Genomic DNA, 16,613 nt, shown 5'->3' with positions numbered 1-16,613 from the left:
AACCGCGCCCGGCCCTCAACTGCCCCCGAACTGGATCCGGGTGGGGAGGGGTGGGTATTTCCTGCTTTGCGCGACATCATCCACGAATCCGGCATCGAACGGTTGGTTCAGGTCGGCCCCGTCGAACGGCAGGGTCGAGCCTGGCTTGCGCGGGAAGTTTCCATCATCAATGGGGTCGATGGCAAGACTTGCCGCTTTCGCCTCGCGCGCAAGCTGCTGGGTCAGCCGTTTTGCCTCCTCCTCGGAGTTCACCACCTTCGGGCGCAGCATGACAAGAAGCACGCGCTGGTTCTTCGACGCGTTCTTGCCCCGGAACAATCCACCCACCAGCGGCAGCTTGGCCAGCCCCGGCACTTCCTGCTGGGCCGCGCCGGAACCGTTCTCAAGCAACCCGCCCAGCATGATCACGTTGCCGCTGTGCACCAGCACCGTCGTCGAGAGCGAGCGTTTCGAGGTGATCTCCCCTCCGGCCGAGGCCGAGCTGTTGGTCAGGTTCGACACCTCCTGCTTGACCACCATCTTCACCGTGTTGTCGGCATTGATCTGCGGCGTCACGTTCAGCGTCAGGCCCACATCCTGCCGCTCGATGGTCTGGAACGGGTTGTCCGGCACCGCATCCTCGCCCACCGTCGCGAAGGAGCCGGTCACGAACGGCACGTTCTGCGCCACGATGATCTCGGCCTCCTCGTTGTTCAGCGTCATGATTGACGGGGTCGACAGCAGCTTGGTCGACTGCGTCCGCGCCACCGCCGCCAGGAACCCGGCAATGCCGCGATCCGACTGGCTGGGCACCCCGGCGATGATACCGCCTGGCCCCGCATCGACAGACTCGCCGCTGATCACGCTCGATACCAGGTTGGTCAGGCTGGGTCGGCCCTCCAGCGTGAACTGCGCGCCGCCCACTACGGCCGAGTTGATGATCCCCGCAAACTGCGCCGACAGGTCCGAGAACCCCTCGACCGACATCTCGAAGATCACCGCTTCTACCAGAACCTGCGTCGGCCGCCGGTCGAGATAGCGCACCATGGCAATGATGTCGCTCATCCGCTCCTCGGGCGCGCTGATCAGCAGGGTGTTGGTCTGCGGCTCCGGCACGATCCGGATCTCGCCCTGCTGCGCCTCGACCCCCTGCTGTGTGATGCTGCTCAGCACGACACCCGCCATGGCGGACGCATCCGCGTAATTCAGCCCGATCGCGTGGCTCACCGTGTTGTTGCGCTGCGTGTCCAGCCGCGCGGCCAGCGTGCGCACCTGGTTGCGCAGGGTCTCGGGCCCGGCAATCACCAGCGCGTTCGACCGCCGGTCGGCGCTGACATTCGCGCCCTCGGGAATGATCTGCATCGACTGGATGACCTGCAGCACTTCCGACGCATCCGCGTTGCGCAGCCGCAATATCTCGATCGGCTCGTCCTTGGGCTCGTCCAGCCGCCGGATCAGCGCCTCGATGCGCCGGTGGTTCTGGCCGCGATCCGACAGGATCAGCAGGTTCGACCCCGGCACGCCCGAGACCACCGCCTCGGCCGGAAGCAGGGGGCGGATCACCTCGATGATCTCCTGCACCGGGGTATGCTCGATGGTGATGATCCGCGTCTCGTACCCGCTCTCGCCGGGCGTCACCGGCGCGATCTCCCGTGCAGTGTTCATCTGCACGATGCGGTCCGCGCCCACCCCTTCGACGATGGTCAGGCGATTGAGTTCCAGAACGCTGAGAAAGACCTCGTACAATTCGTCGGGCGTGATTTCTTCCGGCGCCAGAACCGTCACCGTGCCACGCACGGCCGGGTCGAGGACGAAGCTGCGCCCGGTCGCCTCTGCCACGATTTCCACGAAGCTCCGCAAATCCGCGTCCCGCAGGCTCAATCCGACCTGCGCGCGGGCCGATTGCGGAACCAGAGCGGCAACGCACAACCCAAAGACAAGTGCGACCCAAATGGATCGCAGTCGTGCGATATGTTTCATGATCTGCCCGTGCCTCTTTTGACCACCGCCAGTCCCAATTATCGGATGGGTATCAAGGCGGAAAACCTGCTTTACTGGTGGCAGTTTAGCCTATCGAGGCGCATTTCGCACCCAATAATATTCTTTTGCTGCAATAAGCCGCTCAAGGGATGCATTCCGGACTCACGCGCGCGCCCGGCCAGACCGGCCCGCGATGCCTCACTCCGGGAAGCCCAGCATCATTTCCTCGCCGCCATCCGGCGCCGCCCACAGCCCCGTCTTGGAAATCCGCGTGACGACCAGTCCTTCGGTCAGCTCATCCCCCTGGCGCAGGATCTGCTCGCCTGACGGATGGGATATCATCGCCCAGACCCCGTCGTTCATCTCGATCACGCCGGTCAGCTTGTATCCCATGCTGTCCAGCGGCGGCATCGCCTGCGGTGGCGGTTGCGGCTCCTCTTCCTGCTTGGGCGGCTGCGGCTCGGGCGGCGCGGGCGGCTGCGGCTCTCCGAACACGGCCGGCCATTGCCGCGACACCACCTGCCTTTCGGGCGGTTGCGCCTCGCCCGTTTGCGTGGCCGATCGCCGGACCTGCGGCTCGCGCTCGACAGTCCACTCGTCCCAGAACTGCTGCGCCGCCCACCCCGCCGATGCGAGCGCGATCAACAGAACGATGTAAGCCAACAGGCGCATATGTGTCCTTCTCCGGCAACACGTGCCACACGTTGACGTCCAGGTCAGTAGACGCAGAACCTTCCGTAATGGTACTCTTATCAAAACCAATAATAAACAGAGCAGGAAAATGCAGGCAAAATCAGTTGCAAGGGGCGTGTGGTTCGCCCTGATCTTCGTGCTTGGCAGCTGCGCCGAGGGCACCGGCGTCGGGCAAAAGGGGTTCCAGCAGCAATACGCCGTGGCCCGGGACGCGCTTGAACGCGGTCTCTACGTTCGCGCAACGGAACATTATTCCGAATTGATCCCGAAATCAGGGCCGCTGGCGCCGCGCCTCAAGCTGGAGTATTCGCACGCCCTGCTTCGGGCCGGGAAGTTCTCCGATGCCTCGGCACATGCAGGCGCACTGGCCGCGTCGCTGCATGGCACGGGCCGCAGCGCTGCACTGTCGGTTCATGGAACGGCGGAACACGAGCTGGGTCTCGCGGCCATGGCGGTCGGCGACCGAACCGCCGCTAGGCAGCATTTCTTGAAAGCAACGGCCGCGCTTGGCGAGATGCTGGCGAACGATCCGGAACTCGACCCGTTGGGCGCCATGGCCGGGCGGAAATCCAGCATGGACACCACGCTCAAAACGCTCTGACGTCCCGAGCAGACCCGGCGCTACTGCGCCGGGACGAGCGTCAGCCGCGCCTCCACCATTGCGGGCCGGTCGGTCCGCTCGATCCGAAGCTGTTCGATGCTGTAACCCCAGACCGGGTCCTCGGCATCCAGCCAGTGCATGAACTGAGTGAACGGCACGAGGTCGAACCTCATCGCAATTTCGCCACCCTCCCGCGTTTCCAACCGGGTCAGGCTGGCCCGCAACTGCCGCGTGATGAGACCCTGTTCGATGGCACTGGCGCCAACCGGCTCCCGCACCTCCTGAACGTCGGCAGGCCGGTCGAGCCCGGCAAGCTCGTCACGCCGCTCCACCACCCAGGCATCAAGCGCCAGCGATTGCAAAAGCTCTTCCTGCGCGGCGCGACGTTCTTCGGCAAGGGGCCAGACGGCGCCATAGCCAACCCCGACCACGAGCAGGACCACGACCAGCATCCCAAGCAGGAACCGCTCTCTCGGGGCAAGCCGCAGCAGGAAATCTATCAGCCTTCCGCTCATGGCCGGCCCTCCGCCTGCTCGGTCTGTCTCGCTGATATCTCCAGTTCCGTGCGAACGCCCTCGTCGCCATCTTCCGCGCGGGATTCCACGACCCGCACGTCGAGACCCGCGTCGCGAAGTGCTCCGGCCAGCGTTTCGGCCGCAGCGAAATCCGCGACCTGAAGCACCGCGCGGATATTCTCGTCGGCGACATATCCCAGCAGGATCGGCTTCGCGCCTTCCGACATGAGGACATCGGTCATCAGGCCCATCAGGTCGAGCATCGCGACAGAATCGTCCTGCCCGCTGGCGGCGACCCGAGCCTCGGCCAGCGCCCGACTGACCTGCGTGCGGATATCCAGGATGGGGCCTTCGGGAACGAACGACTCTCGCACCACCTGCAACGTGGCGGCGCGAACCCTTGCAGCCTCCTCACGGAAGGAATTGATCGCCAGAATTTGAGTGGCGGACCAGAGTGACACGGCCACCAACCCGGCCAATAGCGGCCAACGCCACGGCAAAACCCGTGACGCCAGGCGATTGCGTGCGGCGCGGGGATCAAGGCGCAGGTCACAGCCCAATTCTCCATGCGCAAGCCGACGCGGAGGCTCGAGGTCGAGCGCCTGCAGGTCCGCCTCGCTGCTGGCCACCGGCACGTCACGCTCTGAAAACATGGCCTCGATCGAAGCCGGTAACGCGGACATCGCATAAAGCGCCTTTGGCAGCGTCTCGGCTTCCGCAAGCGCGAGGCGCAGCAGCTGTGTCGCCACCGCCGGCGTCGCGCTGAACCCGTCGTGCGGGCCCAGCCGAGCCTGCAGCATGCCATCCGAACCGCTTACGACCCAGATACCGTCTGCCGCGGGCAATGCCAGGTAGTCGGGCAGCACCGCGCGCCCCCCGGCCCCGGCAATTTCGCGCCAACGCTTCAGGCTGTCGGGATCTGCGACAATCGCCCTGTTCCAGTTTCGCTTTAGCCCCGATCCTGTGAATGGCCGGATTTCCACCGCCTCCGCCTTTGCCCCCAGGCTGTCGCACACTTGCCTCTGGGCGACCTGCTCGCGGGCATAGCCTTGCAGCGCATCCGGCAGTGCCACCGGCAGCAGTGGCACCTCCGCCCCGGATACCAAGCCGATCTGGCGGTGCCGAAGGGGCTCTTTCTCCGCGGCAAGATACACGAAGCCGTCCGGTCCGCCGTCGTCAAACGGCGCCTGCACCCTCTCGGAATATGCCTCGCTCCGGGCGTTCACTGACTGTCGCTCCACCTTCACCAACTGTCCTCACGATATGCGACCATCGCGCCTGCGGGAAGCGGGTTACGTCGAACTATGGCCCGTCGTGTTGCCAGATAGCCGCCGAGCTCTGCCACCGCGGTCGCCACGAACCAGTCGGAATTGACGCTCAACCGGAGCCCGGCAAGTTGTTCCTCGAAGTCTTCGCCCAGTCGTGCCATCACCGCCTCGTTGAACTCGGATACCGACTCATACGGGTCCTGCTCGCGCCTCGCCAGGACTGCGGTCAGCGCGCTTGGATTGCCATCGGGTAGCAGAAGACTAGACAGAACTGCTTCGCTCGCCGTGTTGACGTTCAGCCGGCTGTCGGCAGGCAACGCGGCGAGGTAGGGCCGCAATATGGCAAGCTCAGACGGGGGGATCGCAAGCTGCTCGACCAAGACAACGGGCCCCCTGGGCGGAATTTCCACGTAGCGCCTCCGGTCATCCCGGTCGGGTTCTTCCGTTCCGGTAATCGCCGCGACGATGATCTCGGTTGTCTTCGGCTGAAGTCCCAGCGTCAGGGCAAGCCGGTCAAAGGCCGCCCGCGCCCTCTCGGCCTCGGGATTTGCCAGCCAATTGACGTTGAACCGACTGTTCAGGTCCTCGATGCGGCCGGCGATCCGTCCCCGGTCAAGGGCAAGTTCGTGGTCCTCCCTTGCCCAGGCTTCGGAAAGATCGTCCACCGTCGGCAGATCGTCGTCGAGCAGCTTTAAAGCAAGATTTTCGTAAGCGTCGAGGTACAATTCCAACTGAACCGCCTCCTGTGCCGCGGCGGCCCGGGCACGACCGGTCTCGGCCCGTGAGAGAAGCCAGACCGAGACCACCGAGAGCGCCGCGACGATGATCAGCGCGTTCACCAGGACGAAGCCACGCGACGCGGTCATCGCAGCGTTTCCATCAGCGTGATCCGACCGAGATCCCGCGTCACCAGCGCCACCTCCAATGCCAGCGGTAGCGGGTCGGAAAGGGCTTCGGACAGGGCGACACCTTCGTCGGAATCGAAAGCCACGTCCCGCGGCCCCGGCAGGGGCATGTTTTCCGGCCGGACGCCAGCCACCCACCCGACCCCGACCCAGTAAGAACGCAATTCGAGACCCTGCACGCCTTCCATGATCACCGCTGCCTGCGAAACCTGCCTGGTCTCGACAGGGTAGAGCGTTGGCCAGACCTGCCGGATCAACCGACTCGTCTCGGCCTCGACATACCACTCGACGCGCTGTCGCGGCGCCGTCAGGCCGTCACTGCCGGTATCCGGCATTACGGGTTGTCCGCCGAGCGAAAGGGCGAACCCCTGGCCCTCGCCGGATGCATCCAGCGAAGGCCGCGGGCGTTCGGCTTCCGCGGGATAGAACAGCAGCGAAATCGCGGCCGAGAGATCGTTCCGCAGGAGCGAGGTCGCGGCTCCCAGCCCGGCGGTCTGTTCCGCGGTATCGGCAAGCCTGTCGCGCAGGCGCAGCGTGCCGGTCAGGCTTTGCATCCCCATGACGGCCACCATCGCGAAGATCGACATCGCGACGACAAGCTCGATCAGCGTAAGACCGCGCGAGGTTGAACGGCTCATGGCACAAGTCCTCTCGGCGGCAGGAACGCCACGAATTGCGCGCCGGCACCGTCCGGTCCGCGCGCCGATACCGTCAGCCTGACAAGCCCGCCCGCCGTCGTTTCCGTTTCATGCTCGACAACGTAGGCCCGTCCGCCCATCTGCACTTCATCCGGCAATGTTCCCAGTTCGGCCGGGCCGTAGAGACGCGCCTCCTGGATACGGTTGCGCGCGACGATCGCACTGACAACGCGCGACGGAAGCCCTCCGATCGCCACGCGCGACTGATCGGTCGCCCGGATCGCCGCGATGCTCCCGACGGACAGCACCAGCACTGCCACGACGAGCTCGAGCAGGGTAAGCCCGCGCGTTGCACCGCGCCGGTTCTTCAACGGTCCGCACATCGCAGGCCTGTCCATCCGTCGTTCTCGCATTCGCCGCCAGCGAATGAAATCGTGAAAGCCGTGCTCTGCCCGTTCGACAGGAACAGGATGTCGGGCCGGATCTGGCCTGCGGTTGCTCCCGGCCGGTTGAAGCTGACACGCCCCCTCCATGGAACCGGATCCGATTTCTCGACCCATTCGCCGCCCACCTGCCAGAACAGTTGGGAATCATCCGGCCTGATCGCCAGCCCGCCCGTTCTTCGCCCTTCGACAGCCAGCGCCCGTGCCGTTTCGAACCGTTCGGTGAACAGGGCCATGTCCGGTGCCTGCGTACCTTGCCCACGGCCTGCCGCCAATACGGCCCCAAGGGTTATGACCGCCATCACGGCAACAGCGACCAGAAGCTCGATCAGCGTGAAACCCGCCGATCGCGAAGAGATCAGCTTGTGGTCCAAGACCCTATGTCCGCGTCGATCCCGGTACCACCCGGCGCGCCGTCGGCGCCATAGGAGAACACGTCGAAATCGCCGTGAACGCCCGGTTCCAGATACTGGTAAGGCTGCCCCCAGGGATCGACGGGAAGCCGGTCCATGTAGCCGTTCGTCGCCCAGTTCGGAGGCACGGGCTCGCTCGAGGGCTTCGTCACCAGCGCCTGAAGCCCCTGTTCGGTCGAGGGATAGCGGAAATTGTCCAGCCGATACAGGTTCACGGCACTGGAAATGGCCGCAATATCAGACTGCGCCCTTGCGACCCGTGCCTGGTCCGGCCGGTCGATGACTCGGGGCACGACGACAAGGGCAAGAATGGACAGGATGACAACGACCACCATCAGTTCCAGCAGCGAAAATCCGGCGTCCCGCCTGTCTCGAAATGACCTTTCGGCCGGAGCCCGGCATATGGGTTGCTGCATCGGGTAATCCTCTTTCTTAATGGACGTCATGTTAGTCGAGCACCGGCGGGCTGACAATCGGGTCCGGGGCCCCTATCAAGACGGAATGACAATTACTTACGCCGATATCCTGTTGCTGATAGCCAGCCCCGCAATCGGCTCTTTCCTTGCCCTATTGGCAGACCGGTTGCCGAGAGGCGAGGACTTTGTAAAGAAACCCTCGGCCTGCCGGAGTTGCAAAAGGAACCTTGGGCTGCCTGACCTCGTGCCAATCGCGTCGTTCGCCTGGTCTCGCGGCACGTGCCGTCATTGCGGCGCCCGGATTCCCGCCTGGCTGCTTTACATGGAAATCACCTCGGTCGGATTGGCCGTCATTTCCGTGATCCTGGGCCACGGCGCCATCGAAACATGGGTGACGGCGCTGTTCCTGTGGGTGCTTCTGACGCTGATCGCGACTGACCTGCTGTGGTTTCGGCTTCCCGACATTCTGACGGCGCTGCTGTTCGTTTTGGTCATGTTTCTCTCTTGGCAGACAGGGCATCCAAGCGTGTCGGAAGCGGTATCGGGTGCCGTAATTGGCAGCGGTGCCTTCCTGGTTCTGCAGATCGGCTACAAGGCGCTGCGAGGTCGCGAGGGGCTCGGCACCGGAGACGTGAAACTTATGGCCGGCCTCGGGGCTGCGCTCGGGCCATGGAACTTGCCTCTGATGCTGCTTATCGCCAGCTTGGCCGCGCTGGCCTCGACGGTGGCGGACAGCCTCGTGTCTCGACGCCCGATGACAGCAACACGGCCATTACCATTCGGCGCGTCTCTTGCGGCAGCAACCGGCTTTCTGTGGTGTCTGATGCGGCTTCCGGCCTAGCGGCCTCGCAAAGACATCGTCCATTCTGACCGTCGTTACTGTGTCGTTCGTTCTTCCGGCGAATGGGGCGAAGCCCGTTCTGCGAAAGAACGCAGCGCGGCCTTCGACAATCTTCGGGTCTCCCGACCGCCCGGCTCGCGCCCCCTGATCCACCTGACCTGCAACCAATCCGGGATAGCGCGGCGAGAGCTTGTGCGTTACCGTTCGACAAAATAACCGTACCGAGTTCAGAGAAGAAATATGCGCAAGAAATATTCCGAGTGCCTGCCCACGTTCCGATTTTCAATGATGTGGCCCGCGACCTGCCTGATATTTGCCTTGTCCACATTCGCGGCATCGGCTCAGGACGGCACCCCATCCTCTCCGACAGACCAGGACCCACCGACCATGCAGCAGGTCGAGCAGGCGTGGCAATCCGGTGACTTCGCCTCCGCCCGCGACGGGTTGAAATACCTTGCCGAACAGGAGGGAACGGCGCTGGCCAATTACCGGTACGGACGCATCCTTCTGGAAGGGCGGGGCGGCCCACGGGATATACCGGGTGCGATGCACTGGCTCGCCAAGGCCGCCGACCAGAACCAGGTGGAGGCGATGACGCTTCTCGCAAGAATCCACCTGAGTGGCGAATCATTCTCGGAAGACACTTCCGGCGATCAGGCTCTGGAGCTCAGCCCGAAGCGCGCCGGCGAACTCCTCTCGCGCGCAGCGGCGCTCGGCGGCAGCGATGCGCAGTTCCTGCTTGGTCAACTTTACTATTCCGGCGCCGGTGTCGAACCCGACAAGAACGCCGCCTTCAACTGGTTTCTCGCCGCGGCGGAACAGGACCACGTCGAAGCGCAGTACATTCTCAGCCAGGCATTCCACGCCGGGATGGGCACCGAGGCCGATCCGAAGGCTGCCGTCACCTGGCTCCGCAAAGCTGCCGAGAACGGGCACCTCCCGGCCCAGTTTCGCCTCGCGCTTCGGCTTGAACAGGGCGATGGCACCGAACAGGCCACGGACGAAGCCGTGCAATGGTACCGGCGTGCCGCCGAGAACGGCCTGCCCGTCGCCCAGCGCGAACTTGGCACGCATTACCTTCGCGGAGAGATCGTCGAACAGAACACGGCCGAGGGCCTGCGCTGGCTGCATAGCGCCGCGGAAGCCGGTGACAGCGGCGCCATGGCCAACCTCGGGTATGCCTACGCAGCGGGGATGAGTGTCGAGAAAGATACGGCCACCGCCATAAAGTGGTACGCACAGGCCAGCCAGCATGGGCTGGGCCGGGCGATGATCGCGCTCGCCGGCTTCTATGAGGCGGGCGAGGGTGTCGAGCAAAATACCGATACGGCCATAGCTCTCTATATGCAGGCGCTGGAAACGAACGACGGTGACAATGCCGCCATCCAGCTGGGGCGCCTGGCCGCGGCAGGCACGCTTGACGGCAAAATGGCCCCGCACAGGGCCGTTCCCTGGGCCCAATTCGCCGCGGCCAATGGCGATGTCGAGGCCGAGGCCTGGCTAGAACAGCAGGCCAGTGAAGGTGTCCGGCCCGCCATGACGGCCGTTGCCCTCCTGTATCTCAACGATACCGAGCGGGTGGAAGACGGCATCAAGATGCTCGAGAAGGCAGCCAATGAAGGGGACGCGCAGGCACAGCTTCTTCTCGGAAAGCGCTACATGACCGGCGATAGCGTCATGCTCGACTATGTAACGGCACATAAATGGTTCAACATTTCCGCCACCTTCGGCGTCGACGAAGCGGCCAAGCTGCGCGAAACCGTCGGTGAGTTGATGACGCCCGAACAACTGGCCGAGGCCCAACGCGCAACCCGCAACTGGTTTGCCACACAGGAGCCGCAGCCGCCCAAGGCGGACCAGACCGTTCAGAACCCCGTGCCCGAGCCGAGGTCCGAATGAAACGCGGCACAGTCTGCCTGCTGCTGTGCCTGACCCTGTTCTCGGGGGCGGCCAAGGCACAGGATACGGACATCGACGCCCTTGTCTCGAAGGCAAACTCCGGCGACGCGTCTGCCCAGTCCGAGCTTGCGCAAATCTACCGTGACGGTCAGCGGGTCACGCAAAGTTTCCAGACGTCGGCCGAATGGGCCAGGCTCGCCGCCGAAGGCGGGGACGCGAAGGCGCAGAACCTCCTGGGGCGCTATCTCCACAGCGGTCTCGGAGGCGAAAAGGATCAGGACCAGGCCCTGCACTGGCTCGGCAAAGCCGCGGAAACCGGCGATGCGGGATATCTTTACGACCTTGCCCACGCGCTGGAGAACGGCGCCGACGGAACGTCAGACGCTGCTGCCGCCGCGGAATATTATCAGAAGGCCGCCGATGCCGGGCACAACGATGCCGCCACCAGCCTGGGCGTGCTCTACCAGGAAGGCCGCGGGGTCGAACAGGACTTTGCAAAGGCCCGAGTTCTCTATGAGCGGCCCGCGTCGGAAGGCCATGCGCGGGCGCAGAACAATCTCGGCCTGCTCTATGTCCGTGGCCAAGGCGTGCCGCAGGATTACGAGCGTGCCGCGAAACTCTTCCAGGCATCGGCCGATCAGGGATTTTCCAAGGCAATTCGGAATCTCGGCGTGATGTATGAAAACGGCTTCGGCGTTCCGTTCGACGAGGAACGCGCCGTTGCACTCTACCGTCAGGCCGGAATGCGCGACACCGGGCTTGGCCTGGTTTACGATCCTCGTCTCGCCCCTCCCCCGTCTGACCAGCCTTCCCTGGATGAGCTCCAGGCAATGGCCCGGTCCGGCGATCCGGTTGCGCAATTCCAGGTCGCATGGCTGCTTGCGAGCCCCGAGGACGCCCCCCATGCCAACAGTGCAGCTGCGGCACGGTTGTTTCGCGATGCCGCGGAGGCCGGCCATGGCCCCTCGATGATCAATCTTGGAGTAATGTATTTCAACGGAAACGGCGTGCCGCTCGACTTCGTGCTAGGGCAGATGTGGCTTACCCTCGCGGCCTCGGCAGGCCAGAAGGACGCCACGGCCATTAGCGCGCAATTCTCAACCCGCATGACGGCTGACCAGATCCACGAGGCACAGCGCATGGCAGAAGAGCGAGGGAAAACACCCTGAACTTCGTGATGCTTTATTGTACGTCATCTGCTAAAATGGCGCCATACGGCATTCTGTATGCAAGCGCTTTCCCGTCCGGCTCGGCCGCAAACATTTCCAGAAAATCCGAAGGGAGAAAACAGACATGCCCGGATTGAAGACCCTGCTTCTCGGAGCCGCGCTCGGCGTGGCAGCCACCTTGCCTGCGTTCGCGGCCGATCCCGTGCAGCAGCACAATTCCAACGCCGTGTGGTTCGAGAACTGGAGCGGCCTCAGCAATGCTACCATGACGATCGTGGCACCCGATGGCGAAGTCACGACGCTGCAGTCGAACAGCGGGACACCGGTTTTCGAACTTCGCGGCGGGGAGGCACTGGACGGTGTTTACCGCTACGAACTGACGGCCGCCACCGACGAGGAAGTCGAGATCAAGAACGCGATCAACGACGGACGCGGCGAAGAGGCGAGCGGCAAGGAAAAAATACCGTACTACACGACCGGCACGTTCGTCGTATCAAGGGGCGTCATCATCACGCCTGAAGAGGTACAGGAAGAAGGCTGACCGGGGACAGGCGGCAGGGCCGGGATAACGACCGGGAGGAGGATCATAGCGGACCTTCGCCCCGATTTTCTTGATTTACCGACGTATTCGCGCAGAATACCGGCACCATGATTTCATCCCCGGGCAGATTTTCCACCCTCGCCCGGGGCGAACCAATAAAGTCACGAGAACGTCCCGCCGGACGGCTATTTCGCTCACCCAGGCTCGGATCAAACTTGTGCGTCGACCTCAAGGGGAAGGAACACGGACATGACGACTCTCATACAACACCCTTACCAGAAGAGGTTTTTTCTGGCCGCGCTGATCGTCGCGGTCCTTGCCTACCTGTTCTGGACCGGTTCCCGCTATCCCGCTCTCGATGAGAAGGCGATGATGTCCGGCGCGATCCAGCTCGAGGATTCGCTCAGCTTCGAGGCGAAATTCCCCGTGACGCAGGACATGAGCATAGCCCAGCGAATCTTCTGGTCCACCTTCAACTGGGTCAACACCAACAAGAAGGGCATGACGTTCGGCGTTCTCTTCGCGGCCGCCTTCCTGACCGCGGCTGCCTATATCCGACAGCGCAGTTTCAGGGGCGGCTTCGCCAATTCCGCTTTGGGGCTGGCAATTGGCACACCGCTGGGCGTCTGCGTCAATTGCGCCGCGCCCATCGCACGCGGCATGTATTCCGCCGGTCTGCGCGCAGAGACGACGCTCAGTGCCATGGTCGCATCGCCAACGCTCAACATCATTGTCCTGACAATGCTGTTCTCGCTCCTGCCGATGTACATGGCCCTGATGAAGATCGGGCTGAGCCTTCTCGTCATACTCGTGCTGGTGCCGCTGATATGCCGCACCCTGCCGATACGAGAGATACCGCCCCAAACTCCCGGACAGACCTTCTGGTCCGAATCCGACCTGCCCGATACCGAGCCACCCGCCGCCGAAACCATCTTCGCTGCCATCAAGGGCGTGACGGTCACGTATCTGCGCAACCTCTGGTACATCATCAAGCTGACTGTCCCACTCATGCTGATTGCCGGCTTCGTTGGCACCGTGGCGGCTACCTTGCTGCCCCAGGACATGATACTCGGGCTGACTTTCTCTATACTGGCGCTGCTCGTGGTGGCGCTCGTCGGTGTCTTCCTGCCCGTCCCGATCGCCTTCGACGTGGTGGTCGCCGGTGCCCTGCTCGGCCTGGGCCTCTCTCACGGCTACGTGATGGCGCTCCTGTTCACGCTCGGAAGCTTCAGCGTCTATTCCTTCTTCATCGTCGCACAATCCATGGGACTTCGCGCAGCATGCCTGATGGGGGCAACCATTGCGCTGCTCGGCGCAATCGGGGGCGGGGCAGCCGAATATTATCACCGGTGGCAATCCGACCGGGCACTCGAGATGCTGCTCCAGGAAAGCCGCGCGACACCGCCCGCGCCGTGGGGCGCGGCCCACGCGGCCGGCGCAGACCCGTGGCAGGTCACGAGCGACGACGCGGCGCGCATCAGCATCTCCGCCGAACCGCTTGCACTACCCTCGCCTGCTGCCGAAACCGGGTTTACCCGCATGGAAGCTGCCGAGGTCGGCATCGACAAGCCGTTGGAGTTTTCCTTTCGCGACATGTGGCCTCCTTTCTGGGAAGGCCGCTCGGTCAGCACCGGGGACATCGACCGCGACGGGGATATCGACCTCGCCATCGCCTCCACCGAACAGGGCCTTTATCTTTTCGAGAACGACGGCAACGGCCAGTTTTCGCGCATGGACCTTGATCTCGGTCCGCTCGCCGGCAAGCATATCTTCAATGCGGCACTGGCCGACATGAACAATGACAGCTGGCCGGACCTCTTCCTGGCCAGCTATCTCGAAGGCAACTGGCTCTGGCTGAATGACGGTGGCACTTTCGGCGCCACCCCGCCCGAGATGGTGCCCAACCGCGACGAAGCGATCCTGAGCCTTGCGCTGTCCTTCGCAGATGCCGATGGCAACGGCTTTCTCGACATCGCTCTCGGCAACTGGGCGGCAGGCTGGTACCGCCGCATCCCGGGCGAAGAATCCCGCAATCGCATCCTGTGGAACGATGACGGCATCCTCGGAGAACGTTTCACCGACCTCCCCGGTATCCCCGGCGAAACCCTGTCGATCCTGTTTTCCGACATGGACCGCAACGGCACCATGGACCTCATTGTCGGCAACGATTTCGAGATTCCCGATTACTTCTACTCGGGCGACGGCACCGGCACGTTCGACATGATCGACCATGCCAGCGGCAGGATCCCCCACACGACGACCACCACGATGGCCATCAAGACTGGCGATTTGGCGAATGACGGCACCGCGGAAATATACCTCGCGCAGATCGCGGGGCGGTCTTCGGGCGTCTCCGGCACGCTGAAAATGCAGGATCTGGGGCAGTATTGCGCGGGCATCGCCGACACCGAGGCCAAGGCGATCTGCGAGAAGAATATGGAAATCAAGCGCTGGTACAGGTCGGGCAACAACTTTGACCCGACCTATGCGGGCAAATGCGCCATGCTCACCGGTCGGAACAAGAACGAATGCCGCGCGATGCTGGTCAAGGATCTCGCCATCCAGCGCCGCGATCCCGCCCTTTGCGAAGTGATCCCGAACGACCAGAAGATTCCCCGCGCCTATTGCGACATCCATTTCAAACCCATCCGCGAGATAACCGAGGAAGAGGCCGCCCAGTCACATCAGCAGATCCTGCGCTCCAACGTTCTGCTCGAACCCTCGGGGACCAACTACACCGACAGCGCCAAATCACGGGGGCTCGACGTCGGCGGATGGAGCTGGGACACCAAGTTCGAGGATTTCGACCTCGACGGAGACCTCGATGTATACATCGTCAACGGCACATGGGTTCCGAACGAGGTGTCACCCTCCAACCTATACTTCCTGAATGACGGGACCGGCACCTTCTCCGAGGCGTCCGGGCCGGAAGGCCTGGAAGATTACCTCATGACAGCCGCCGCCACGGCGTTTGACGCCGACAATGACGGTGATCTCGACATGGTCACACACCCTGTCAACGGCCCGCTCATCTTCTTCCGCAACAATGCCCAGCATCAGGCACTGGTGATCGAGCTCGAGGACGAAGCCGGAAACCGTGACGGCATCGGCGCCCTGATCACGGTCTCCGACGCGACCGGTCGGCGGCAGACGCGGGAAATCCAGCTCGGCGGCGGCTTCATGTCTTTCGACGCCCCGCGCGCGCATTTCGGGTTGGGTGACGAACCCGAAGCGACCGATGCAACGATCCGCTGGGCAGACGGCACGGAAACGGTCATCGACGGGCCACTCGCCGTGGGGCGCGTGTACCGGGTAACCCGTCAATAGCCGGCGCGGGCATCACCCCCCTGCCATCAAGCAACTAACCGTTTGAATGGCCGAAGCCCGTCATGCATAGAGGCCGAAAACCGCGTCTTGCCTGACCGTTGGAAGGGGTTTTATGAAGCTCGTAATGCTGCTTCTCGTCAGAGACGAAATCGACATCGTTTCTTCCAATCTGAACTTCCACCTCGACCACGGGGTCGACCATGTCGTCGCGATCGACAACGGCTCGATTGATGGCACGCGCGACGTTCTGGACGATTATCAGCGCGCCGGTGTCGCCACCGTCGTCGACGAGCCCGGCAGGAACTACAACCAGACGGACTGGACAACCAGGGCGGCGCTCCAGGCGCGCGAGGAGGAGAACGCGGACTTCATCTTCAGCAACGATGCCGACGAATTCTGGGCGGCCCCGGGCGGCAACCTGAAAGATGGCCTCGACCAGTCCGATGCCAACGTCCTCGTCTGCCATCGCCTGAACATGCTCTACCCGTGCGACTGGCCCGACGACACGCCCTGGATCGACCGGCTCGTTTACCGTGTCGAGAAACCCTACCCCCGCCCCAAGCTCGAAGACATCTATCACGACCCCATGGACCATCCCTATTTCTGCGTCAGACTTCACCCCAAGATCATGATGCGCGCGGCAGGACTGGAGCGGATTTCACAGGGCAACCATTTCGCGATCTACGACGGTCCCGTGAGGAAACAGCCTTCCGGCATAGAGATCTTCCACTTCCCCGTGAGAAACCGCGCTCAACTGGCCAAGAAGGTGATTCAGGGCGGACAGGCCTACGAAGCCAATACCGAGCTTCCCCCGAACATGGGCTGGCACTGGCGTCGGTGGTACAGGATGTACCAGGAGCAGGGCATAGACGCCGTACTGGCGGATGCGATGCCTTCTGAAGCCGCGCTGACGGCGGATATCGACCGGGGAACAGCGGTAATCGACCGGCGTTTCACCGCGATCGGCAAGGGGTACTGACCCGCT

Annotated in this window: 16 protein-coding genes; 7 read left to right on the top strand and 9 right to left on the bottom strand. The window is 63.4% G+C overall.

Annotated features, from left to right (window positions below):
- Positions 1–15: 15 nt before the first annotated feature.
- Positions 16–1,959, bottom strand: coding sequence for a secretin N-terminal domain-containing protein (locus tag QUV18_RS16910; protein WP_366914673.1), 1,944 nt, complete (start codon positions 1,957–1,959; stop codon positions 16–18).
- Positions 1,960–2,157: 198 nt separating this feature from the next.
- On the bottom strand, positions 2,158–2,631 hold the full coding sequence (locus QUV18_RS16905; protein WP_300895193.1) for a type II secretion system protein N: 474 nt from the start codon (positions 2,629–2,631) through the stop codon (positions 2,158–2,160).
- A 136-nt stretch (positions 2,632–2,767) separates the two neighbouring features.
- Between QUV18_RS16905 and QUV18_RS16900 the strand changes: the two genes are divergently transcribed.
- The gene (locus QUV18_RS16900) at positions 2,768–3,253 is read left to right on the top strand and encodes a hypothetical protein (protein WP_300895192.1); all 486 of its coding nucleotides are present in this window, start codon (positions 2,768–2,770) and stop codon (positions 3,251–3,253) included.
- A 20-nt stretch (positions 3,254–3,273) separates the two neighbouring features.
- Here the strand turns inward: QUV18_RS16900 and gspM are convergent, their stop codons facing one another.
- Genes gspM through gspG form a run of 7 tightly spaced genes read right to left on the bottom strand, consistent with a single transcriptional unit; the run spans position 3,274 to position 7,851 of the window.
- Entirely contained in the window at positions 3,274–3,768 is a 495-nt protein-coding gene (gene gspM, locus QUV18_RS16895) for a type II secretion system protein GspM (protein ID WP_300895191.1), read from the bottom strand.
- Entirely contained in the window at positions 3,765–5,015 is a 1,251-nt protein-coding gene (gspL, locus tag QUV18_RS16890; protein WP_300895214.1) for a type II secretion system protein GspL, read from the bottom strand. The genes gspM and gspL overlap by 4 nt, the downstream gene beginning before the upstream one ends.
- Positions 5,012–5,902 carry a type II secretion system minor pseudopilin GspK gene (gspK, locus tag QUV18_RS16885; protein ID WP_300895190.1) on the bottom strand — a complete coding sequence of 297 codons (891 nt, stop codon included), beginning with the start codon at positions 5,900–5,902 and terminating at the stop codon, positions 5,012–5,014. Before gspK ends, gspL begins: the two co-directional genes overlap by 4 nt.
- Positions 5,899–6,579: a type II secretion system protein GspJ gene (locus QUV18_RS16880; RefSeq protein WP_300895189.1), complete on the bottom strand. Its 681-nt coding sequence runs from the start codon at positions 6,577–6,579 to the stop codon at positions 5,899–5,901. Before QUV18_RS16880 ends, gspK begins: the two co-directional genes overlap by 4 nt.
- Positions 6,576–6,950 carry a type II secretion system minor pseudopilin GspI gene (gene gspI / locus QUV18_RS16875; protein WP_300895188.1) on the bottom strand — a complete coding sequence of 125 codons (375 nt, stop codon included), beginning with the start codon at positions 6,948–6,950 and terminating at the stop codon, positions 6,576–6,578. Before gspI ends, QUV18_RS16880 begins: the two co-directional genes overlap by 4 nt.
- A complete protein-coding gene (locus tag QUV18_RS16870) occupies positions 6,947–7,396 on the bottom strand; it encodes a prepilin-type N-terminal cleavage/methylation domain-containing protein (RefSeq protein ID WP_300895187.1) in 450 nt (149 codons plus the stop codon). The genes gspI and QUV18_RS16870 overlap by 4 nt, the downstream gene beginning before the upstream one ends.
- Complete coding sequence (gene gspG, locus QUV18_RS16865) at positions 7,381–7,851, bottom strand: type II secretion system major pseudopilin GspG (protein ID WP_300895186.1); 471 nt, start codon at positions 7,849–7,851, stop codon at positions 7,381–7,383. The genes QUV18_RS16870 and gspG overlap by 16 nt, the downstream gene beginning before the upstream one ends.
- Before the next feature lie 85 nt (positions 7,852–7,936).
- On the opposite strand from gspG, the gene QUV18_RS16860 reads away from it, so the two are divergent.
- The 6 genes from QUV18_RS16860 (at position 7,937) to QUV18_RS16835 (ending at position 16,607) form a co-directional block, all read left to right on the top strand.
- On the top strand, positions 7,937–8,692 hold the full coding sequence (locus QUV18_RS16860) for an A24 family peptidase (protein ID WP_300895185.1): 756 nt from the start codon (positions 7,937–7,939) through the stop codon (positions 8,690–8,692).
- 387 nt (positions 8,693–9,079) lie between these two features.
- Positions 9,080–10,591 carry a hypothetical protein gene (locus QUV18_RS16855; protein WP_300895184.1) on the top strand — a complete coding sequence of 504 codons (1,512 nt, stop codon included), beginning with the start codon at positions 9,080–9,082 and terminating at the stop codon, positions 10,589–10,591.
- Positions 10,588–11,760: a hypothetical protein gene (locus QUV18_RS16850; RefSeq protein ID WP_300895183.1), complete on the top strand. Its 1,173-nt coding sequence runs from the start codon at positions 10,588–10,590 to the stop codon at positions 11,758–11,760. Before QUV18_RS16855 ends, QUV18_RS16850 begins: the two co-directional genes overlap by 4 nt.
- A gap of 124 nt (positions 11,761–11,884) precedes the next feature.
- The gene (locus QUV18_RS16845) at positions 11,885–12,301 is read left to right on the top strand and encodes a hypothetical protein (protein ID WP_300895182.1); all 417 of its coding nucleotides are present in this window, start codon (positions 11,885–11,887) and stop codon (positions 12,299–12,301) included.
- Between the two features lie 249 nt (positions 12,302–12,550).
- Positions 12,551–15,628, top strand: a complete 3,078-nt coding sequence (locus QUV18_RS16840; protein WP_300895181.1) for an FG-GAP-like repeat-containing protein — start codon at positions 12,551–12,553, stop codon at positions 15,626–15,628.
- A 124-nt stretch (positions 15,629–15,752) separates the two neighbouring features.
- The gene (locus QUV18_RS16835) at positions 15,753–16,607 is read left to right on the top strand and encodes a glycosyltransferase family 2 protein (RefSeq protein WP_300895180.1); all 855 of its coding nucleotides are present in this window, start codon (positions 15,753–15,755) and stop codon (positions 16,605–16,607) included.
- Positions 16,608–16,613: the final 6 nt, after the last annotated feature.

The sequence above is a fragment of the Roseovarius sp. genome, from assembly GCF_030373445.1.
Classification (GTDB): Bacteria; Pseudomonadota; Alphaproteobacteria; order Rhodobacterales; family Rhodobacteraceae; genus Roseovarius.
The sequence above is the reverse complement of the archived record's forward strand: the minus strand, read 5'-3'. Positions and strand labels throughout refer to the sequence as shown.